Here is a 21381-nt window from a genome sequence, read left to right on the forward strand (position 1 = left end):
CGGACAAGCCGGGTGATGACGAAAGACGGACGGTCGCCAGAGTGTTCCCTATCCTCAAAGGAAGGCGTGAAAGACCAAGTCCTGCGCAACTTCCTTTGCCTTCCGGGCGCGCTTTGACTATGGTCCGCGCGGTTTTTCCGCCCAGATTGGCATCATGTCCGACGACCCCATCCGACCCGTTCCGCAGCCCGGCATTCTCGATATTGCGCCCTATCTGCCCGGCAAGTCCGGCGCGCCGGGCAGCAATGCGATCAAGCTCTCGGCCAATGAAAGCCCGCTCGGCGCCAGCCCCAAGGCGACGGAGGCCTTCCGCTCGGCCGCCGACCACCTCGAAATCTATCCCGAGGGCTCCTCGAAGATTCTGCGCACCGCCCTGGCGGAGATACATGGCATAGACCCCGACCGCATCGTCTGCGGCAACGGCTCGGACGACCTGCTCCACCTGCTCGGCCAGACCTATCTCGGCGCAGGCGACGAGGCGGTGATGAACCGCTATGGCTTCTCGGTCTATCCGATCATCACCAAAGCCACTGGCGCTGATATCGTCATGGTCGAGGAGACCGACTATACCGCAGATGTCGACGCATTGCTGGCGGCGGTTACGCCGCGCACCAAGGTCATCTGGCTGGCCAACCCGAACAATCCCACCGGCACCTATCTCAGCGATGCCGAAGTGCGGCGCCTGCATGCCGGTCTGCGCCCCGATATCCTGCTGGTCATCGACAGCGCCTATGCCGAATATGTCACCGCCGCCGACTATTCGGTGGGGCTGGACCTGGTGGGCGAGGCGGACAACGTCGTCATGGTCCGCACCTTCTCCAAGATGGGGCTGGCGGCGGCGCGCATCGGCTGGATGGTCGGTCCCCCCGCCGTCGTCGACGCCATCAACCGCATTCGCGGTCCCTTCAACGTCAACCTGCCGGCACAACTGGCCGGGGCCGCCGCGACGCGTGACGTGGAATTCAATGCCCGGCTGAAAGAACACAACGCCAAATGGCGCGACTGGCTGACGGCCGAGCTGCACTCCAATTCCACGCGCGTCGTGCCCAGCCAGGCCAATTTCATCATGGTACTATTCCCTGACGCCGATTTCGCCGCCCGGGCCTTCGAAACGCTGCGCGAACGCGGGTTGATCGTGCGGGAAATCGGCCCGTCCTACGGCATTCCCGAAGGCCTGCGCATTTCCATCGGCTCCGAGCAGGCCATGCGCGGCGTCGCCGGCATTCTCAAGGCATTGGTCAAGATTTCATGAGCGTTCACTTCCGCAAACTCGCCTTGATCGGCATCGGCCTTATCGGCTCGTCCATCGCCCTGGCGGCGCGACGGCAGGGCCTGGCCGAAGTCATTTCCATCGCCACCCGCAGGCAGGACACGCTGGACGAGGCCCGTGAACTCAGGCTGGGTGACATCTATACGCTCGACGCCGCTGAAGCTGCGCGCGGTGCCGATCTCGTCATCATCTGTACGCCCGTGGGCGCCTATGAAAGCGTGATGCGCGCCATCGCCCCGGCGCTGGAGCCGGGCGCCATCCTCTCCGATGTCGGCTCGGTCAAGGGCCATGTGGTCAAGACGCTGGCGCCGTTGATCCCTGATGGCGTGAGCTTCATTCCCGGCCATCCGCTGGCCGGCACCGAGCATTCCGGCCCTGCGGCCGGCTTTGCCGAACTCTTCACCGGGCGGTGGTGCGTGCTGACGCCCGGACCTGAAGTCGACCCGGCCCAGACCGAAAAACTCGCCGCCTTCTGGCGCGCCATGGGCAGCCAGGTCGAGAGCATGGATGCGGCCCATCACGACATGGTGCTGGCCATTACCAGCCATATTCCGCACCTGGTCGCCTACAATATCGTGGGCACCGTGGCCGATCTCGAAGCAGCGACCCAGTCCGAAGTCATCAAGTTCTCGGCCTCGGGTTTCCGCGACTTCACCCGTATCGCCGCCTCGGACCCGGTTATGTGGCGCGACGTGTTCCTGACCAATCGCGATGCCGTGCTCGAAATGCTCGGCCGTTTCCTCGAAGACCTGTCGGCCCTGCAGCGCTCTGTGCGCATGGGCGACGGCCCCGCTCTGGAGGCCCTCTTCACCCGCACCCGCGCTATCCGCCGCTCGATCATCTCGGCGGGTCAGGAAACCGCCGCCCCCGATTTCGGCCGCACCCACGACGCCCCGCCCATCCCCGAAATCCCCTTCGTGCGCGAGCATGGCGGCGGCGACGACGCCTAGGGCCGAAATCAGAACAGCGGCGGCACGGCGGCGATCGGCACCAGGCCGGAGAACATGGCGCCGGCACGGAAGTTGATCTGGTTGGCATGCGATCCATCCGGTCGCGGCGAGCCCAGGACCAGCGTGCGCCACGGCTCCTGCAGCAGCGGGCCGATGCGCTCGGCGACGCCGGTCGAGGCCACCGTGATTTCGCCATCGAGCTGGCCCTGCGGATCGAGCCGCATCTCGCCGGAAGCATCGAGCGTGGAGGTGGCGTCGGTGCCGTGCACGGACACGATATTGAGCTTGCCGCCCGCCTGCTGCATGGCCGCCAGCAGCATCGGGTCGCCCCAGGTCCTGACATCGTCGGGCAGGCCGGAAAGTTCGAGCTGCACCTCGGCATTGGTGTCGCTCAGCGTCAGGCCCGGCCAGGCGACGGTGTCCGCCCGCGCATAGAGCGCCAGCGCCGCCAGGTGACGCTCGGCGTCATGCTGCTCGGGAATATCGAACAGATGCACCTCCACCAGCGGGCTCTGCGCGATCACCGCATCGCCGAACAGCGCATCGGTCCACACCAGGTCGGCGCCCGAAACCGAGGCGCGGGCGATCCGCCAGTTATCCAGCCGTATGCTGGCTTCCAGCGTCGACCAGGCCACGCCGTTGCGCGTGCCGGTAAAGCTGTCGGTCAGTTGCAGCGGTCCCTTGGCCGAAGCCAGCATATGGAATGGCGCATAGACGCGGATGCTGGCGCGGATGCCGGGAACATCCACCACGATGTCGCCACTGACGATGCGGGCCGTGACGCAATCGACATCGAAGCGGAACGGGAAGCCGCCCACGCTCAGCGCCTCGCAGGAGAGGCTCGGCGTCGTGATCCCATCGGCCTCCGCCAGGGCCAGGACGTTCTGCTTGACCACGCCCGCCAGCACCAGCCACGCCGCGCTCCACAGCACGACGACCGCCACCACGACACAACCGAGGATGATGATTCGCTTCTTCATGGGCGGCACTCTTACCTGCACGGGCGCGCGGACCAAAGCACCTTCACCGCCGCCGGCCCGCATCGGCGGCAAATCCGGGTCGCCCTGGCATCGCATGGCTTCTATCAAGACAGCGCAATTGCCATACCCGGCAAGCTTGCCTAGGTTTCTGTTCAGGTTATGGCGATGCACGACACGGACGATACAGCGACCCATTGGGTCTTCGGCTACGGATCCCTCATCTGGAATCCGGGATTTGTCCATGTCTCGGCCCAGCAGGGCCTGCTCAGGGGCGCCCATCGCAGCCTCTCCATCGTCTCGCACCATCATCGCGGCACCGTCGAGCAGCCGGGGCTGGTCTTCGGGCTGACCCGCGGCGGCTCCTGCCGCGGCATGGTGTTCGAAGTGGCCGATGCCGACTGGAAAGCGGTCTATGCCTATCTCCAGGAGCGCGAACAGGTGACCGCCGTCTATCGCGACGTCCAGCGCCCGGTGCGCCTCGCCGATGGCCGCACCATCAGCGCCTTGGCCTTCCTGGTCGATGAGCACCACGAGCAGTTTGCCGGTCGGCTGGGCCTCGACCGGCAACTGGCCATGGTGCGGGCGGGCGTCGGTCTTTCCGGCCGCAATGTCGACTATGTGCTCAACACCGCGCGCCACCTGCGCGAACTGGGCATTCGCGACCGCCAGTTGATGGCCCTGGCCGATCTGCTGGCGCGTGATGAGCCTGCCATCGCCTAGAGCGACAGCTGCCCGCCCTCCCCGACGCAATTGGCGCGGCTGCCAAATTCCATGACTCGCCCCTCGATGATACCAGCGATGCGCAGCATGCCTGGCGATGGCTGCCCCGGCCGCCGCAGCAATGGATTGGGCAGGGCCGTCACCAGCAGCGTGGCGGTGCGCCAGTCGAGATCTTGCGGTGCGATGCCGAAGGCCCGCCGCGCCCCGGCCGCCACGCCGAATTGCCCTTCGGGGCCCCACTCGGCGATGTTGAGGTAGATTTCCATGATCCGCTTTTTGGGCAGCACCAGGTCGATATAGAGCGCCAGCGGCACTTCCAGCGCCTTGCGCACCACGCTCTGCCCATTCCACAGGAACAGGTTCCGCGCCACCTGCATGGTGATGGTCGAAGCCCCGCGCGCATCCTCCCCGGCCATGAAGTTCTGCACCTCATCGCGCAAGGCCCCGAAATCCACGCCCCAATGCCGGCAGAACTGGCCATCCTCCGACAGGATCACCGAGGCCTTGAGCCGATCTGAAATATCGGCGATATCGCGCCATTCCCGATCCACCGGGCGGTTAGAGAGTGAGCGTGCCAGCATGGGCACCGAGACCGGATCGACGAACAGATAGATCGGCGTCAGCAAGACCGGGATGGCGACAAGCACCACCACGGCAAGCGCGGGCCAGCGCAGGATGCGCCAAAGGCCCTTGGATTTGCGTCGTCTTGCCATGTCCCTCCATAGCCGTCATGCGGCCGTTCATCCAGCCCCGGCGCGACGCCGCGTCCCCTTGCCGCCGCACCGGCAAACGGCTAGCAACATGCCCATGTACGACTTCTCCGCCGACATCGCCGATTGCGCCAAGGCCGTGGAAGCGGCGCTGGCGCGGCAGCTCGACGCGGCGCCGCTTTCCGGACCCGGTCCGGCCCCGGCGAGGCTGATCCAGGCCATGCGCCATGGCAGCCTGGCCGGCGGCAAGCGCCTGCGCCCGCTGCTGGTGCGGCAGGCTGCGGCAATCTTCAATATCCCCGCTCCCCAGGCGTTGCCGGCCGGCCTCGCGGCGGAGATGATCCACTGCTACTCGCTGATTCACGACGACCTGCCGGCCATGGACGATGACGACATGCGCCGTGGCCGCCCCACCGTTCACAAGGCCTATGACGACGCCACCGCCATTCTCGCCGGCGATGGCTTGCTCACCCATGCCTTCGGCCTGCTCGCCGACCCCGCCAGCCACACCGACCCCGCGGTGCGGATCGCGCTGGTGGCCGAACTCGCCGCCGGCTCCGGCGCCGGCGGCATGGTGGGCGGGCAGATGCGCGATATCGAGGGCGAGGCCGGCGGTCTCTCCCCCGACGAAATTTCGACCATGCAGGCGATGAAGACCGGCGCGCTGATCCGCGCCAGCGTCCGCATGGGCGCCATTCTCGGCGGCGCCGATGCGCGGGCACTCTCGGTGCTCACCCTCTATGCCGAACTGGCCGGCCGCGCCTTCCAGCTCGCCGACGATATCCTCGACGTCACCGCCACGTCAGAAGCCATGGGCAAGGCCACCGGCAAGGACGCTGGCGCCGGCAAGCAGACGCTGGTGGCGACGCTCGGACTCGATGGCGCCCGAGCCCGGTTGAACCAGACTGTTCATGAAGCATTGTCTACCCTGCGTACCTTCGGCCCCAAGGCGGATGGCCTGCGCGCCACGGTGCGTTATTTCGCCAGCCGGGAGAACTGAGCTTGGCCATTCTCGCCAGCGTCAATATCGGCACGCCCCGGCCCATTCCGGGCAAGAGCGGCAAGACCGGCATCTACAAGACCCCGGTCGAGGGCGATGTGGCCATCAAGCGCGAAGGCGTGGCGGGCGACGCGGTGCTGGACACCCGGCATCATGGCGGTCGCGACCAGGCGGTCTATCTCTATTTCGGCGACGATTATGCCTGGTGGTCGAAGGAGTTGGACCGCGATATCGCGCCCGGCACCTTCGGCGAAAACCTGACCATCGGCGGCGTCGAAGGTCGCAAGGTCGCGGTCGGCGACCGCTTCAGCATCGACAAAGTCGTGCTCGAAGTCACCTCCCACCGCACCCCCTGCAATGTCTTTGCCCTGCGCATGGGCGATCCGAAATTCATTCGTCGCTTCCACCAGGCGGGCCGCCCCGGCGCCTATTGCCGGGTCATTGCCGAGGGCGAACTGCATGTCGGCCAGCCGGTGCTCTACACGCCCTTTGCCGGCGAGCGGACGACCGTGAGCGAACTGATGGCGCTCGACGGCGTGCGCGACCCCGATCCCGCTATCCTCCGCCGGGCGCTGTTGGCGCCCGTCCACTACAAGATGCGTGCCGATTTCGAAGACAAGCTGGCCCGACTGTTCTGAAAGTTCCCCGATGAGCCTTGCCTCCGTCCAAGCCGACCTCGCCGCCCGCGCCCCCGACCTTGCCGTGATCGTCACCGATGCCTCGACCGCCACCGTACAGCTGGCCGCCCAGGTCCATGGCGTCGAACCGGGCCAGATCGCCAAGACGCTGTGCATCCGCGTCAAGGATGAAGAGTTCCTGCTGGTGACGCGGGGTGACGCACGGCTGGACAACCAGAAGTCCAAATCCGCCTTTGGCGGCCGCCCGCGCATGCTGGGCGCCGAGGATGTGTTGCGCCTCACCAGCCATCAGGTGGGCGGCGTCTGCCCCTTCGGCCTGCCGGCGCCACTGCCGATCTATCTCGATGTCTCGCTGAAAGTATATGACCTGGTGATCCCCGCCGGCGGCTCCACCCATGCCTCGGTGAAGTTGACGGTGGAAAGGCTGGCCGAGCTCTGCGGCAACAAATGGGCCGATGCCTGCGTACCGCCGGGGCGGTGACCGCAGACTGACCCCCAACCACAAACCGTCACCCTCGGGCTTGACCCGAGGGCGCTGCACTTACCGAACACGCAGCAAGTGAAGAGCCCTCGGTCAAGCCCGAGGGTGACGCGTGGTGGTGGTTCACACCGCTCCGATCAGGACAGATTGCCAGTCAGCGCCAGCACCGCCAGGACCAGCAGCATGATGCCGACCCACAACCAGCGGCGCGGCGAGGATTGGAAGGGCGTGAACAGACGGCGGAAGAAGTCGCTCACTCTGCCGCCGTCTTCTGGCCGGTGCCGAACTTGCGCTCAATATAGTTGGCAACCATCACCTTGAACTGATCGGCCACATCGGCGCCGCGCAAGGTCGCGACCTTTTCGCCATCGACAAAGACCGGGGCGGCCGGCGTTTCGCCGGTGCCCGGCAGCGAGATGCCGATATTGGCATGCTTGCTCTCGCCCGGCCCGTTGACGATGCAGCCCATGACCGCCACCGATAGCGTTTCCACGCCCGGATAGCGCTCGCGCCATTCCGGCATCGAGACATTGAGGTGGTCCTGGATATCCTTGGCCAGCGTCTGGAACGTGGTCGAGGTCGTGCGCCCGCAGCCGGGGCAGGCCGCCACGACCGGCAGGAACTGGCGGAAGCCCATGGTCTGCAGCAGTTCCTGCGCCACCTTGACCTCGGTGGTGCGGTCGCCGCCCGGCTCGGGCGTCAGCGAAATGCGGATCGTGTCGCCAATGCCCTGCTGCAACAGGATGCCCAAAGCGGCCGATGAGGCGACAATGCCCTTGCTCCCCATGCCCGCCTCGGTCAGCCCCAGATGGAGCGCATAGTCACACCGCGCTGCCAAATCCTGGTAGACTGCGATGAGGTGCTGGACGTCCGAAACCTTGGTCGAGAGGATGATCCTGTTGCGCCCCATGCCCAGCTCTTCGGCGCGCCTGGCCGACAGGAGCGCCGACTGGATGATCGCCTCGCGCTGCACGGCAGCGGCCGAAATCGGCGCGGCCGAAGCCGCATTCTCGTCCATCAGCCTTGTCAGCAATTCCTCGTCGAGCGAACCCCAGTTCACCCCGATGCGCACCGGCTTGTCATATTTGTTGGCAATATCGATCAGCGTCGAGAATTGCGTGTCGCGCTTGGCCTTGAAGCCGACATTGCCTGGATTGATGCGGTATTTGGCCAAAGCCTCGGCACAGGCCGGGTGATCGGTCAGCAGCTTGTGGCCGATATAGTGGAAATCGCCCACCAGCGGCACGTCATAGCCCATGAAGGCCAGCCGGTCGCGGATGACAGGCACGGCAGCCGCGGATTCGTCGCGATCCACCGTGATGCGCACGATCTCCGAACCGGCCCGTGCCAGCTGCATGACCTGCTTCACGGTCGCGTCGATATCGGCCGTATCGGTATTGGTCATCGACTGCACGACGACGGGCGCGCCGCCGCCGACCAGCACACCGCCGACATCAACACCAACCGATTGCCTGCGTATTGCCGGGCCAGCCATCAAAACACCTCGAAACCTTCTGAGGGGAGAAATAGGCCCAGAAGCCTACAAGAGCAATGTTACGCTTGCGTGATCGCGCCGATCTTGAACCTTTGGCCGGCCGGCCCATTTAATGGGTATGATGAACATGCTCCTCTCCCGCCTCGTCCTCTTCCGCAAGGAAGTCGTCCAGCTCTGGAAGGCTTTCTTCGCGCCCGAGACTCCGCTCCATCTCAAGGCCGCGACGCTGTTCGTCGCTTTCTACCTGGTCAATCCGCTCGATATCATCCCCGATGTCATCCCCCTGCTCGGCTGGGTCGATGACATGATCCTGGTGCCCCTGATGGTGAGCTGGATCGTCAGCCGCCTGCCGGTCCCCGTCTATGCCGGCAAATACGGCAAGACCGTCGATGGCAAGACCGTCGATGGCAAGGCCCGGCGCCTTTAGCCGCACTTCGATAATTTGACAAAGCGGGCCATATGGCCATGATATCAGCCATGAGCCGGATTTTTACTGCCACACGCCTGTTTGAAAGTCGCCTTCGCAAGGCAGGCTGATCGCCTGGTGTTGCTACCTGCCTGATGGGCAAGAGCAGCACCAGGACTGCATCACACCGCTCCCCAAAACCTGAGCATGCTCCCCCGTGCCACCGCGCATGGCGATGACGCATGCGTCTTGAAGGCAACTCGAAATGACTTTCAAATACTCCGTGACCCTGCCCATCAGCGGCGGCGACAAGCTGCGCCGTTTCCGCGAATGGGCCGATACGCACCTGCCGGAACTGAGCTACAGCCTGCCCCAGCAGACCCCGATCAAGACCGAGACCATGACGATACGCCTGCTCTGCCTCGAAGACCGGGCACGCATATTGCAGACGCTCGCCGCGACCCCATTCTCGTGAACCGGAAAGGAAGACCTCATGCGCAGCCTGCGCTACTGCAAATCCTGCTCCGGCCCCCGTCCACGGGCAGCCCGCCGTTGTCCCTGGTGCCACCGGCAATATGACGGCCAATCATCCGGGCTTGAACGTCCTTTCACGCACCTTGACGGTGGATCAGGTGCCGGTACCCGCCGCACCAGCCAGGAGGCAAGATAGTCCATGACCACGATTTCCTTGTCCGATTGGGGCCAGTCGCCTCAGATACTGGTGGGTGAGAGCGAGCACCGCCGGCTGACGGCCACGGCATTGACCAGCATCGGCGCCGATGCCGAACGCACGGATTTCCTGCTCTATGAGCTGGATCGCGCCCAGATCGTGCAGGATGCGCTACTGCCTCCCGATGTCGTGCGTATCGGCAGCATCGTGCGTTACCGACCGATGCCGGGGGCCGAGCGCACCGTCAAGCTCATCATATCACAGGACGATGAAGCCACTGGCGCCTATCGGCTCACGGTCACATCTGTCTATGGGGCGGCGCTGCTCGGACTACGGCCTGGCCATATCATGACCTGGCTCGACCCCGACGGCAAAACACAGCGCCTCAAGGTGCTGCAGGTGACCAACCCCCTGCCCGGAGGCGATCCGGGACCAAGCGCAGCGTAGCCTGCCAAGAGAAAGGCCCGGATCACTCCGGGCCTTTTGTTATTCGAACCGGACCAGCAGGTCCTTGGCGTCGATCTGGTCGCCGGGCTTGATCAGGAGTTCGGCGACCACCCCGTCCACCTCGGCATGGAGCGCGGTTTCCATCTTCATCGCTTCAATGGAACACAGCACGTCGCCAGCGGTAACCTGCTGGCCTTCCTTGACCGCCAGGGTCGAGATGACGCCCGGCATGGGCGCGCCGACCTGCTTGGCGTCACCGGGCACGGCCTTGGCCCGCACCTTGACCTCGCCGACCTTGAGCCGATCCGGCACCAGGATAGTGCGTGGCTGGCCATTGAGGTCGAAAAACACCCGCACCTCGCCCTTTTCATTGGTCGGGGCGCGGCCGAGATAGTTGACGACCAGCGTCTTGCCCTTCTCGATATCGACCAGCAGCTCGTCGCCCTCGTCCAGCCCGTAGAAATAGACCGGCGTCGGCAGCGCCTCGGTCGGGCCATAGCGGTCCTGGGTCTTTTCGAAATCCGAATAGACCTTGGGGTACATGAGATATGAGGCGAGCCGGAAATCATCGATCTCGTGGCCCACTTCGTCGGCGATCTTCTTGCGCTCGGCCTCCAGATCGACCGGCTTGAGATAGGAGCCCGGACGTTCGGTCAGCGGCGTCTTGCCCTTGAGCACCTTCTTCTGCAACGCCTTGGGGAAGCCACCCGGCGGCTGGCCCAGGTCCCCGGCAAAGAAGCCCACCACCGAGTCCGGGAAGGCGATATCCTTGTCCGGATTTTCCACATCGGCCCGCTTGAGCCCGGCCGAGACCATGGCCAGCGCCATATCGCCGACCACCTTGGAGCTGGGCGTCACCTTGACGATATCGCCGAACATCTGGTTGACGTCGGCATAGGTCTGGGCCACTTCGTGCCAGCGGGTTTCGAGCCCCAGCGAGCGCGCCTGTTCCTTGAGATTGGTGAACTGGCCGCCCGGCATTTCATGCAGGTAGACTTCCGAGGCGCCACCCTTGAGATCGCTCTCGAAGGCCCGATACTGCGTGCGCACTGCTTCCCAATAGAACGAGATCTGCCGGATCGCCTTGGCATCCAATCCCGGATCGCGCTCGCCGCCGGCCAGGGCCGCAACGATGGAACCCAGCGTGGGCTGGCTGGTGGTGCCGCTCAGCGCATCCATGGCCGCATCCACCGCGTCGACCCCCGCCGCCACCGCCGCCAGCACCGTGGCCGAAGCCGCGCCCGACGTGTCGTGCGTATGGAGATGAATCGGCAGGCCGATCTCGTCCTTGAGTGTCGCGATCAGCTTGCTGGCGGCAGCGGGCTTCAGCAGCCCGGCCATGTCCTTGAGGCCCAGCACATGCGCACCGGCCTTTTCCAGCTCCTTGGCCAGCCCGACATAATATTTGAGGTCGTATTTGGACCGCTCGGGGTCGAACAGGTCACCGGTATAGCAGATGACCCCCTCGGCGACCTTGCCTTCCTCGATGACCGCATCGAGCGAGACCCGCATGTTCTCGACCCAGTTGAGGCAGTCGAACACGCGGAAGATGTCGACCCCACCCGCCGCCGCCTGCCGCACGAAGAACTTGACGACATTGTCGGCATAATTGGTGTAGCCGACGCCATTGCTGCCGCGCAGCAGCATCTGGGTCAGGATATTGGGCGCACCCTCGCGCACCCTGGCTAGCCGCTCCCACGGATCCTCGTTGAGGAAGCGCATGGAAACGTCGAACGTCGCCCCGCCCCAGCACTCCAGCGAGAAAAGTGCAGGCAAACCACGAGAATACGCCTGGGCAATCCTGGTAATATCGTAGGATCGCATGCGGGTGGCCAGCAGGCTCTGATGCGCATCGCGCATCGTCGTATCGGTGAACAGCACCCGCTTCTGCGCCTTCATCCACTGCGCCAGGGCCGCCGGCCCGTCGCGGTCCAGCACCTGCCGGCTGCCCTCGATAGTGGCCAGCGGCGGGAATTCCGGCACCACCGGCGCCGCCGCTTCCGCCGGCGGCTTCGGCCGATCGCGCACCTCGGGATGCCCGTTGACCGTCACGTCGGCGATATAGCTCAAGAGCTTGGTCGCGCGGTCCTTGCGCGGCTTGAAGTTGAACAGCTCCGGCGTCGTGTCGATGAAGCGCGTCGTATAGCGGTTCTCGACGAAATCGGGATGGGTGATGATGTTTTCGAGGAAGGCCAGGTTGGTCGACACGCCGCGGATGCGGAACTCGCGCAAGGCGCGATGCATGCGGGCGATGGCCTCCTCGGCGCTCGGCGCCCAGCAGGTGACCTTTTCCAGCAGCGGATCGTAGAACCGCGTGATGACCGCGCCCGAATAGGCCGTGCCGCCATCGAGCCGCACGCCAAAGCCCGTGGCGCCGCGATAGGCGGTGATGCGGCCATAGTCCGGAATGAAGTTCTGCTCGGGGTCTTCCGTCGTCACCCGGCACTGGATGGCATTGCCGTTGAGATGGATATCCTTTTGCAGCGGCACGCCCGATTCCGGCGTCCCGATCACCGCGCCGTCCAGCAGGTGAATCTGCGCCTTGACGATGTCGATGCCGGTCACCTCCTCGGTGACGGTATGCTCCACCTGAATGCGCGGATTGACCTCGATGAAATAGAATTTGTCGGTATCGGCATCCATCAGGAATTCGACCGTGCCGGCGCCACGATAGCTGGCGGCCTTGCCCAGGCGGACCGCCGCGTCGGTCAATTCCTTGCGCACGGCATCGGAGAGGTAAGGCGCCGGCGCGCGCTCCACCACCTTCTGGTTGCGCCGCTGCACCGAGCAGTCGCGTTCGAACAGATGCACCAGGTTGCCATGGTCATCGCCAATCAGCTGCACCTCGACATGGCGGGCGCGCTCGATCAGCTTTTCGAGATACATCTCGTCCTTGCCGAAGGCCGCCTTGGCCTCGCGCTTGCCCTCGCTGACTTCGCTCAGCAGCGTCGTCTCATCCATGATGCGGCGCATGCCCCGGCCGCCGCCGCCCCAGCTCGCCTTGAGCATCAGCGGATAACCGATCTCGGCGGCCAGCTTCTTGATCGCCTCGGCATCGTCGGGCAGCGCCTCGGTGGCCGGTACCACCGGCACCTTGGAGGCGATCGCCATGTTGCGCGCCGCGACCTTGTTGCCGAGGTCGCGCATGGTCTGGGCCCGCGGACCAATGAAAATGATGCCGGCATCCTCGCAGGCGTCAACGAATTCCGGGCTCTCAGAGAGCAGGCCATAGCCCGGATGGATCGCGTCGGCGCCCGAAATGCGGGCGATGCGGATATATTCGTCGATCTGCAGATAGGCTTCCACAGGGCCTTTACCCTTGCCGATCAGATAGGCCTCATCGGCCTTGAACCGGTGCAGCGCCAGCTTGTCTTCTTCGGCATAGGCGGCCACTGTCTTGAGCCCCAGCTCATTGGCGGCGCGGAAGACGCGGATGGCGATTTCGCTGCGGTTGGCGACGAGGATTTTCTTGATGGGCATCAATGTCCGTCCGAGCAGGAGGGGTTTGGGACCCTGGCGGGTCCGGCTCAGGTATTGTGGACGGCTGGTGACGGTTGCCCGTCCAACCGTCGAATAGAAAGTCTAGCTGCGGCTCAGGTGGCCCGCGAGATGGCTCATGTCGTAGCCAGCCTCGGCCGCCTCCCGAATGATCTCGCCCGCCTCCATCTCGCCGGCCTGGCTCAGCGCCCAGAGCGTGGTGGAGCGCGTCCCCGAACGGCAGAAGCAGAAGACCGGACCCGCGCTCCCCTCGAGCACGGATTTGGTCTGTTCGACCATGTCGGGGGAAACCCCCTCACGGCCGAGTGGGATGGCATAGTAGTGGAGGCCCGCAGCCTTGGCGGCAGCTTCGATTTCGGCGCTGGTCGGCTGGTCGGGCGATTCGCCGTCGGGGCGATTATTGACGATGGCGACGAAACCGGCGGCTTTGAGCGCTGCGACGTCCTCGGGCTGAATCTGTCCCGAAACGCTGACGTGATCGTTGATCCGCTTCAAATCCAAGTCACTACTCCCGCTGCCACATCGAGGCTTCCCCGGCCCCTTATATCCGCGCGGTTGCGCCGGACGCAACTGCGACGGAAGGCTACCTGTCATGAACCTGTCATCTGCCGCTCAGGCCGCGGCATCGGCGGGCCTGGGCAGCGCCTGGGGCCGGCCGAGCAGGTAGCCCTGGAAGCCGCCACATCCGGCCTGGCGCAGCCGGGTGAGCTGCTCCTGGGTCTCGATACCCTCGGCCACCACCTCGACCGGCAGCGAGCGGGCGATATCGCAAATGGCGGAAACGATCATGCCGTCGATGCGGCTGGCGCCCAGATTGGACACATAGGAGCGGTCGATCTTGATGATGTCGAAGGCAAAGCCGCGCAGATATTGCAGGCTCGCATGCCCGGCGCCGAAATCGTCGATGGCGATCCTTACGCCCAGTGCGCGCAAAGCCGCCAGATTGGCCAGCTCGACCTGGCGCGCATTGAGCGGCACGGTTTCGGTTATCTCGACGATCAGCAGGCGCGGATCGGTCCCCGTGGCTTGCAGCACCGCCGCGAAGCGCTCGGCGAAATCGGCATGGCGCAACTGTGCCGGCGAAACATTGACGGCAACGGGCACGCCCTGGCGCGCCGGCAGGTCGGCGCAGGCGCGGCGCAGCACCCAGTCGCCCAGCTTGTCGATAAGGTCGCTCTCCTCGGCAATCGGCACGAACTGCGCCGGCGAAATCATGCCGCGAACCTGATGGCGCCAGCGCACCAGCGCCTCATGCGAGCGAATGGACATATCGGCTGCAAATACCGGCTGGTAGTGCAGCTCCAGCTCATCCATCAGCAGCGCGGCGCGCAGTTCGCGCTCGACGAAACGGCGGTGCCGCTCGTCGCCGAGCATGTCGTGATCGAAGCACACCACGGCGTGGCGGCCCGATTTCTTGCCCTTGTAGAGCGCCAGATCGGCCTTGGAGATCAAATCCGCCGGATCGACCGCATCCTGCGGGAACAGCGCCGCGCCGATCGAGGCCGATAGCCGCGCCGGCCGGCCGGCAATGGTGATCGGTTGCTCCAACTGGCGCAGCAGTTCCTCGCCCAGCCGGCGCAACGCCGCCTTGTTGTCATGCCCGCCAATCATGATGCCGAATTCGTCGCCACCCAGCCGGCCAACCGTGGCACCCGGCGCGACCTGTTCGATGATGCGGCTGAGATGGACCAATGCCGCATCGCCCGCCGCATGGCCGGCGCTGTCGTTGAGCACCTTGAGATTGTCCATGTCGAGCTGCAGGTAGCCGACCGGGCGGTCCGAGCCGTGAAACACCACGTCACCCATGGCCTCGAGGAAATAGGCGCGCGTGAACACGCCGGTCAACGCGTCTCGCTGGGCCATGGCCCGGGCTTCCCGCGCCTGGCGGCCGATATCGATCAACTGCCGCGACAGCCGGCGATGGCCATAGGCCAGGATAACCGCACCCGCCGCCAGCGCGCCGGCAGGCAGCATCCTGGCAACGGCAGCATCGGCAAAGCCGAAGAATACCAGCGCACGGACAACAACGACGACCACCGCCAGCAGGCCGATCGCCAGTGCGATCCTGCGATAACCGGCGAGAATGGAAACAAGGCTGGGATCGGGGCGCATGGGATGGGCTGGTCCGGTGAGGGTCCCGATTTATCGGCGAGAAGCTCTGAACAACCCGTAAACGATCGAAAATAGTCGTTATATTACATATACTTATAGAAAATAGCGCTATAGACTACCGGCGCCGCATGACACTCTTGCGACACGGCACCGGCAGGCGCGCGGTGTGGTTAATGCAACCCTGCCGCGCCGCTTCATCACATCCCCGGCGTATACCGCGCCAGGGCCTTGATCACCTGCTTGGCGGTCACCCGGCCGATCTGCCGCCCGCTCTCGTCCACCACCCCCACCCATTGGTGTTCGGCAAACAGGGGCAGCACATCCTCGCAGCGGGCGTCGCGGGAGACCGATTGTGCGCAGGCTTCGAACTCGCCCTTGTCCATGATCGAGCGAACATGGATCGCCCGCGCCTTGTTCACGTCGCGCACAAACTCCTCAATATGCTCATTGGCCGGCCGCAGCACGATGTCCTCGGGCTTGCCGACCTGCTGCACCGCGCCATCCTTGAGCACGGCGATGCGGTGACCGATCTTGAGCGCTTCATCGAAATCATGGGTGATGAACAGGATGGTCTTGCCCAGCGACTTCTGCAGCTCGATCAACTGGTCCTGCATGCCCGAACGGATCAGCGGATCGAGCGCAGAGAAAGCCTCGTCCATCAGGATGATCTCGGTATCGAGCGCCAGCGCCCGGGCCAGCCCGACGCGCTGCTGCTGCCCACCCGAAAGCTGGCGCGGCCGCGACTGCTCGTAGCCGGAAAGGCCGACGATCTCGATCCACTTCGCCGCCTCCCTGAGGCGCTCGGCCTTGCCCACGCCGCGCACTTCAAGGCCATAGGCGACATTGTCGATGACCGAGCGATGCGGCAGCAGGCCGAATTTCTGGAACACCATGGCCACCTGCGTCCGCCGATAGGTCCGCAACTGGTCGAGACTCATCTTGAGCACGTCGGCGCCGTTGACGACGATTTCGCCCGCCGTCGGCTCGATCAGCCGGTTGACATGGCGGATCAGCGTCGACTTGCCCGAGCCCGACAGGCCCATGACCACGAATATCTGTCCCTTGGCGACATCCAGCGAAACATTGTCGAGCCCGACGACATGGCCGGTCTCCGCCTGCACGTCGGATTTGGACCGGCCCGCCTGCAGCAGCGCCAGCGCCGTATTCGGGTCATCGCCGAAAATCTTGGTCACGCCGCGCATGGCGATGGCGAAGTCGGTATCGATATCGATCGCGTTCATGTCAGCGCACCTCCGCCAGGCCGATCCGCCCCTGCAACTGCCTGCCGAAGGATTGCGTGATGCGGTCGAAAATGATGGCGAGCACGACGATGCCCAGACCGGCGAACAATCCGCGGCTGACTTCGAGCCGGCCGATGCCCTGCAGCACCTGGTAGCCCAGCCCGCCCGCGCCGATCATCGAGGCGATGACCACCATGGCCAGCGCCATCATCGTGGTCTGGTTGATGCCGGCCAGGATCGTCGGCAAGGCCAGGGGTATCTGCACGCCGAACAGCCGCTGCCGCGGATTGGTGCCGAAGGCACGGCTGGCCTCCATCACCGCCGGATCGACCGAGCGCAGGCCGAGATCGGTGAGGCGCACCAATGGCGGGGCTGCGTAGACGATGGTGGCGATCAGCGCCGGAATCTTGCCTGGCCCGAAAATCATCACCGTGGGAATGAGATAGACGAAGCTGGGCAGCGTCTGCATCAGATCGAGGACGGGCGTGACGACATTGCGCACATTGAGCGAACGGCTCATCCACACGCCGACCGGAATGGACACCACGATGGCGGTGATGGTCGCGGCGATCATCAGGGCCATTGTGGTCATCGCGTCTTCCCACAGGTCCATCACCCCCAGGAACAGCAGCGACACCAGCACGATGACAGGCAGCTTCCAGTTGCGCGTGGCGAGCCAGGCAATACCCACCAGCACAGCCATGATCAGCCACCAGGGGGTGGCGATCAGCAGGTCCTCGATGGCCTTGAGCAGCATCAGCAGCGGATAGGCCGCCGCTTCGAATTCATCGCTCCAGTTGCGCACGACCCAGTTGAGGCCGTCGTCGATGGCCCGGCGCAGCGGGCGGGTGTCGATCAGTTCGGGAAACACGTCATACTTCTCCGGGACGTTTGGCGCGCGATGCCGGAAGGCGTTCCCAAGGCGATGGCAAATCGCATTCGGGCATCACGCGGAAAACGGCCGGGTCGAAACCCGGCCGTATCGGCTTTTCGCTGTGAGGCAACGATCAGCTAAGGCTTGCTTTGACCTTTTCGGCCACCTCGGGCGAAACCCAGCTCGTCCACAGGTCTTCTTTGGTCTTGAGGAAGTTCACCGCCGTATCGGCAGCGTCGGCCTGGTTCTCGTCGCCATAGACCAGCAATTCGCTGATCTCGGCATTGGTCAGCCCAACCTTGGAGAAATACTCGGCCACGGCGGGAGCTTCTTCCTGGATCCAGGCGGCAGCGCCCACGATGGCCGGCGAGGACGGATAGGCGGTCACACCAGCCGGCTCGTCGCAATCTGGATCGGTATTGCAGGCATAGACGGCCGGCTTGGCCTCGCCCAGGTCGAGCTGCACCGCATCATACTTGCCCAGGATCGCCGTCGGCCCCCAATAATAGAACAGGATCGGCTCTTCCCGCGTGAAGGCGCGGGCGATCGATGCGTCCAGCGCACCGCCCGAACCGGGCGAGAACAGGTTCCAGGTATCGTCCATGTCGAAGGCCTCGAACAGCGCCGACGTGGACAGCTCGCAGGCCCAGCCCGGCGGGCAGGAATAGAGCCGGCCCTGGTCGGGCTCCTCCGGATCGGGGAACAGGTCGGGCCGCGCGATCGCCGCTTCGGCGGTCGTCAGCTCGGGGTTTGCTTCCTGCGTATAGCGGGGAATGAACCAGCCCTCGACGGTACCATCGGTAATGGCATCGGAAAGCTGCACCACATCGCCTGCCGCGATGCCCTCGGCCCAGGGCTCCTCGATGGCGCTGGTCCATAGCTCCGGCGCCACTGCGGGTGTACCGCGCGTCAGCATGGAGGAGGAGGTGGGAACGGTATCGCCAGTGACAATCTCGACGTCGCAGCCGAAGCCGGCCTCGAGAATGGTGGCGTGAATATGGGCCAAGGCGGCCGCCGACGGCCAGGTCATCTCGGCAATATCGATGGTTCGATCGGTGCCGCAGGCGGCGGCGTCGGTTTCCTGGGCAAGGGCGGGAAGGCTCATCGCGGACAAAAGCGCAACAGCCATCGCGGCGGCAATGCCACCGGACTTCAATATCATCAGGTCGTCTCCTGGTTTTATGTGATGACGGACCATAAATGCAGCAATACAGATGTGTCAAATCGACGATTACTTGCTGCAAAACTGTTCTTTCTGACAATCTAAATTTGCCGGACGAACTAGTATGAACTTGGAAACAACTGCTTTCCGATAAAAACTTGCTCACCCAAGAGGTGACATAACGTCGCGAAATCGAGCGGCAAGCAAAAAAATATTCTTCGCCTTGATTTAGCCGCGGATTCGCCGGGTTTTCAACCGTCTAGGGCGCGATCGAGGACAACCAGGTGCCCCAGATATCCTTGCGCTCGACGACGAAGCGCTCGGCAACGTCCTCGACGGTCGCCCCCGGTTCGTTGAGCTGGGCCAGCAGCGCATTCATTTCCCTGAGCGGCAGGCTGCTGCGCTGGAAGTAGGCGGCGATGGCGGGAATGTCGGTGAATACCCATTCCGCCAGCGCGACCACCACCGTTTCGCTAGGAAAGGCGCTGGCAACGGGCGTGGCGCAGGCCAGCCGCGCCAGGCACTTGGCCGCCTCCTCGTCATAGGGGCCCATGTCCAGCGCCACGAAGTTGAACTGCGCCAGTACCGCATTGGGCTGCCAGTAGTAGAACAGGATCGGCTCCTTGCGGCTCACCGCCTCGGCGATCAGCGTATCCATTTCGAACCGGTTGGCCGGCTCCACCACCTCCAGCATGCCCGACAGGCCCAGCGCCCGCACCAGATTGCGGTTGATCAGCGCGCAGGCCCAGTCGGCCGGACACGAGATGAACCGCACCCTGGTCCCGCCATTGAGGCTCGGCGCCGCGGCCGCTATGCCTGCCGCGCCGACCAGTTCGGGATGGCCCAGCGCCACATAGTCGGGCATGAACCAGCCTTCGAGCTGCGCCTCGACATAGGTCGGCGCCGCCGGGCGCAGCATCTGCGCCTCGATGCCGGCATTCCACACATCGGCAATGCGGGTGACCCACATTTCGGGCGCCACCGCCGGCTGGCCGGTCGACCCCATCGAAGAGCCGGTAGCCGCGAGATCCCCCGGCGTGACCCGCGTTTCGCAGCCGAATTCGCGCCTGAGGATGCGGGCATGGATTTCCGCCAGCAGTTCGGCGGAAGGCCAGCTCATCCGGGCGATACTGAGGGGCTGGGTGCCGCAGGGTGGTGGCGGCGCGGCAGCCTCCTGCGGCGGCGGCGCATCCTGGGCCTGGTCGAGCACGGTGATCTGGGCAAGCGCTGGTCCGGACGCCAGCAGCGCCAACAGCAGGAGCACCCCGCGCAATAGCTTCGCCCTCATGGCTGCACTCCCTTGTCAGGCGCCCACTTCATGCAAAAACCCGCCCGTTAAGCAACAGCAGCACCAAGCTGATTTGCCAATCAATACCCGGTGACTCCCGCTTATCAAATGTGCAACAGTTGCTTTCAGCGGGGCGCGGGTTGCGCCCCCTTTATCGCGTCGTTCCGTACGGAAGACTGGCCCGGCACAGGGCCTCTCGGCGGAGCGGCCCAAGCAGAGGGACGTACATGCGCAATCTCAAGAACACCCTGGCACTGGCCGTTGCCGCTTCGACGCTCGCCGTCGCCGCGCCCGCCATTGCCCAGGATACCGGCGCCACCATCGGCTTCATCGGCGGCTTCACCGGCCCGATCGAATCCCTGACCCCGCCGATCTTCGCCGGCGCCGAGCTGGTCGTGCAGCAGGTCAACGAGCAGGGCGGCATCCTGGGCGGCGAACTGACCATGATCTCGGCCGATAGCGCCTGCGACGCCACCGGCGGCGCCACCGCTGCCGACAAGATCATCAACACCGACAATGCCGTGGCCGTCGTTGGCGGCCTGTGCACCGGCGAAACCATCGGTGCCTTCAACGGCTCCGGCCTCAGCGGCAATGTAGTCTTCGTCTCGCCGGCCTCTTCGGCCCCGGCTTTGACCACCCTCAAGGACAACGACCTCGTTTACCGCACCACGCCGTCGGACGCGCTCCAGGGCGTCAAGCTGGCCGAGCTGCTGCTGTCCAAGGGCGTCAATGACATTGCCATCACCTATGTCAACAACGACTACGGCAAAGGCTTCGCCGATGCTCTCAGCGCTGCCTACACCGCCGGCGGCGGCACCGTTGCTGCCAACGTCGCCCATGAAGAAGGCAAGGCCGACTACCGCGCCGAGCTGGGCAACCTGGTCGCTTCGCAGAACCTCGTGATCCTCGCCTACGCCAATGCCTCGGGCAACACGATCCTGCGCCAGGCCGTCGAATCAGGCAACTTCACCCTCTATGTCGGCGGCGATGGCATGGTCGGCGACGACCTGCTCTCGGGCATCGACGCCGCTGCCGTGGAAGGCCTGATCGCCACCCGCGCCGGCGCTCCGACCGGCGAAGCCGTCGATATCTATAATGCCTTCACCGGCGGCGAAGGCTTCGTGGCCAACGCCACCTATGCGCCGCAGGCTTACGACGCTGCCTTCCTGCTGGCTCTGGCCATCGAGAAGAACGGCTCGACCTCGCGTGACGGCCTCTCGGCTGCCCTGCGCGAAGTGGCTTCCGCTCCGGGCGAAAAGATCCTGCCCGGCGAATGGACCAAGGCCGTCGAGCTGATCAAGGCCGGCACCGACATCGACTATGAAGGCGCCGGCGGCCCGCTCGACTTCGACGCAGCTGGCGACGTTGACGGCATCATCGTCGAACTCGCCGTCGAAGGCGGCGCCTTCGTCGAAAAGGGCGTGATCCAGTAATACCGG

20 protein-coding genes are annotated in these 21381 nt (G+C 64.7%); 10 read left to right on the forward strand and 10 right to left on the reverse strand.

The genetic code is table 11. The features are described from left to right. Positions 1–154 precede the first annotated feature (154 nt). Both hisC and ASD80_RS11825 read left to right on the forward strand, forming a co-directional pair. On the forward strand, positions 155–1252 hold the full coding sequence (gene hisC / locus ASD80_RS11820) for a histidinol-phosphate transaminase (protein WP_056233017.1): 1098 nt from the start codon (positions 155–157) through the stop codon (positions 1250–1252). Beyond that, entirely contained in the window at positions 1249–2220 is a 972-nt protein-coding gene (locus ASD80_RS11825) for a prephenate/arogenate dehydrogenase family protein (protein WP_056233019.1), read from the forward strand. Before hisC ends, ASD80_RS11825 begins: the two co-directional genes overlap by 4 nt. An 8-nt stretch (positions 2221–2228) precedes the next feature. On the opposite strand, the gene ASD80_RS11830 is transcribed toward ASD80_RS11825, so the two are convergent. Beyond that, on the reverse strand, positions 2229–3200 hold the full coding sequence (locus tag ASD80_RS11830; protein ID WP_056233021.1) for a DUF2125 domain-containing protein: 972 nt from the start codon (positions 3198–3200) through the stop codon (positions 2229–2231). 165 nt (positions 3201–3365) lie between these two features. Here ASD80_RS11830 and ASD80_RS11835 point away from each other — a divergent pair, with 165 nt between their 5' ends. After that, positions 3366–3920 carry a gamma-glutamylcyclotransferase gene (locus ASD80_RS11835; RefSeq protein ID WP_056233479.1) on the forward strand — a complete coding sequence of 185 codons (555 nt, stop codon included), beginning with the start codon at positions 3366–3368 and terminating at the stop codon, positions 3918–3920. On the opposite strand, the gene ASD80_RS11840 is transcribed toward ASD80_RS11835, so the two are convergent. Next, positions 3917–4633, reverse strand: coding sequence for a transglycosylase domain-containing protein (locus ASD80_RS11840; protein ID WP_056233023.1), 717 nt, complete (start codon positions 4631–4633; stop codon positions 3917–3919). The genes ASD80_RS11835 and ASD80_RS11840 overlap by 4 nt on opposite strands. 88 nt (positions 4634–4721) lie before the next feature. Between ASD80_RS11840 and ASD80_RS11845 the strand changes: the two genes are divergently transcribed. Genes ASD80_RS11845 through ASD80_RS11855 form a run of 3 tightly spaced genes read left to right on the forward strand, consistent with a single transcriptional unit; the run spans position 4722 to position 6749 of the window. Then, a complete protein-coding gene (locus ASD80_RS11845; RefSeq protein WP_056233025.1) occupies positions 4722–5630 on the forward strand; it encodes a polyprenyl synthetase family protein in 909 nt (302 codons plus the stop codon). 2 nt (positions 5631–5632) lie between these two features. After that, positions 5633–6268, forward strand: coding sequence for an MOSC domain-containing protein (locus ASD80_RS11850; protein WP_056233027.1), 636 nt, complete (start codon positions 5633–5635; stop codon positions 6266–6268). Positions 6269–6278: 10 nt separating this feature from the next. After that, positions 6279–6749 carry a YbaK/EbsC family protein gene (locus tag ASD80_RS11855; protein ID WP_056233029.1) on the forward strand — a complete coding sequence of 157 codons (471 nt, stop codon included), beginning with the start codon at positions 6279–6281 and terminating at the stop codon, positions 6747–6749. A gap of 253 nt (positions 6750–7002) precedes the next feature. On the opposite strand, the gene ispG is transcribed toward ASD80_RS11855, so the two are convergent. Continuing rightward, entirely contained in the window at positions 7003–8244 is a 1242-nt protein-coding gene (gene ispG / locus ASD80_RS11860) for a flavodoxin-dependent (E)-4-hydroxy-3-methylbut-2-enyl-diphosphate synthase (protein WP_056233031.1), read from the reverse strand. Positions 8245–8371: 127 nt separating this feature from the next. Here ispG and ASD80_RS11865 point away from each other — a divergent pair, with 127 nt between their 5' ends. The 3 genes from ASD80_RS11865 to ASD80_RS11875 all read left to right on the forward strand — a co-directional run bounded on the left by ASD80_RS11865 (position 8372) and on the right by ASD80_RS11875 (position 9767). After that, positions 8372–8671, forward strand: coding sequence for a YkvA family protein (locus tag ASD80_RS11865; RefSeq protein ID WP_162247350.1), 300 nt, complete (start codon positions 8372–8374; stop codon positions 8669–8671). A 244-nt stretch (positions 8672–8915) separates the two neighbouring features. Then, complete coding sequence (locus ASD80_RS11870; protein WP_056233036.1) at positions 8916–9125, forward strand: hypothetical protein; 210 nt, start codon at positions 8916–8918, stop codon at positions 9123–9125. 198 nt (positions 9126–9323) lie between these two features. Next, a complete protein-coding gene (locus ASD80_RS11875; RefSeq protein WP_082555237.1) occupies positions 9324–9767 on the forward strand; it encodes a GreA/GreB family elongation factor in 444 nt (147 codons plus the stop codon). 39 nt (positions 9768–9806) lie between these two features. Here the strand turns inward: ASD80_RS11875 and pyc are convergent, their stop codons facing one another. The 7 genes from pyc to ASD80_RS11910 form a co-directional block, all read right to left on the reverse strand. Beyond that, positions 9807–13247, reverse strand: coding sequence for a pyruvate carboxylase (gene pyc / locus ASD80_RS11880; RefSeq protein WP_056233041.1), 3441 nt, complete (start codon positions 13245–13247; stop codon positions 9807–9809). Between the two features lie 102 nt (positions 13248–13349). Continuing rightward, complete coding sequence (locus ASD80_RS11885) at positions 13350–13766, reverse strand: TIGR01244 family sulfur transferase (protein ID WP_056233043.1); 417 nt, start codon at positions 13764–13766, stop codon at positions 13350–13352. Between the two features lie 111 nt (positions 13767–13877). Next, positions 13878–15377: a putative bifunctional diguanylate cyclase/phosphodiesterase gene (locus ASD80_RS11890; RefSeq protein ID WP_056233045.1), complete on the reverse strand. Its 1500-nt coding sequence runs from the start codon at positions 15375–15377 to the stop codon at positions 13878–13880. A 197-nt stretch (positions 15378–15574) separates the two neighbouring features. Further along, positions 15575–16618, reverse strand: coding sequence for a quaternary amine ABC transporter ATP-binding protein (locus tag ASD80_RS11895; RefSeq protein ID WP_056233047.1), 1044 nt, complete (start codon positions 16616–16618; stop codon positions 15575–15577). Position 16619: 1 nt separating this feature from the next. After that, complete coding sequence (locus ASD80_RS11900) at positions 16620–17489, reverse strand: ABC transporter permease (RefSeq protein WP_056233050.1); 870 nt, start codon at positions 17487–17489, stop codon at positions 16620–16622. A 136-nt stretch (positions 17490–17625) separates the two neighbouring features. Beyond that, positions 17626–18654 carry an ABC transporter substrate-binding protein gene (locus tag ASD80_RS11905; RefSeq protein WP_056233052.1) on the reverse strand — a complete coding sequence of 343 codons (1029 nt, stop codon included), beginning with the start codon at positions 18652–18654 and terminating at the stop codon, positions 17626–17628. A 259-nt stretch (positions 18655–18913) separates the two neighbouring features. Further along, positions 18914–19942 carry a glycine betaine ABC transporter substrate-binding protein gene (locus ASD80_RS11910; RefSeq protein WP_082555238.1) on the reverse strand — a complete coding sequence of 343 codons (1029 nt, stop codon included), beginning with the start codon at positions 19940–19942 and terminating at the stop codon, positions 18914–18916. A 227-nt stretch (positions 19943–20169) separates the two neighbouring features. On the opposite strand from ASD80_RS11910, the gene ASD80_RS11915 reads away from it, so the two are divergent. Beyond that, on the forward strand, positions 20170–21375 hold the full coding sequence (locus tag ASD80_RS11915; protein WP_056233055.1) for an ABC transporter substrate-binding protein: 1206 nt from the start codon (positions 20170–20172) through the stop codon (positions 21373–21375). Positions 21376–21381: the final 6 nt, after the last annotated feature.

The sequence above is a fragment of the Devosia sp. Root635 genome (assembly GCF_001427605.1).
Taxonomy (GTDB): domain Bacteria; phylum Pseudomonadota; class Alphaproteobacteria; order Rhizobiales; family Devosiaceae; genus Devosia.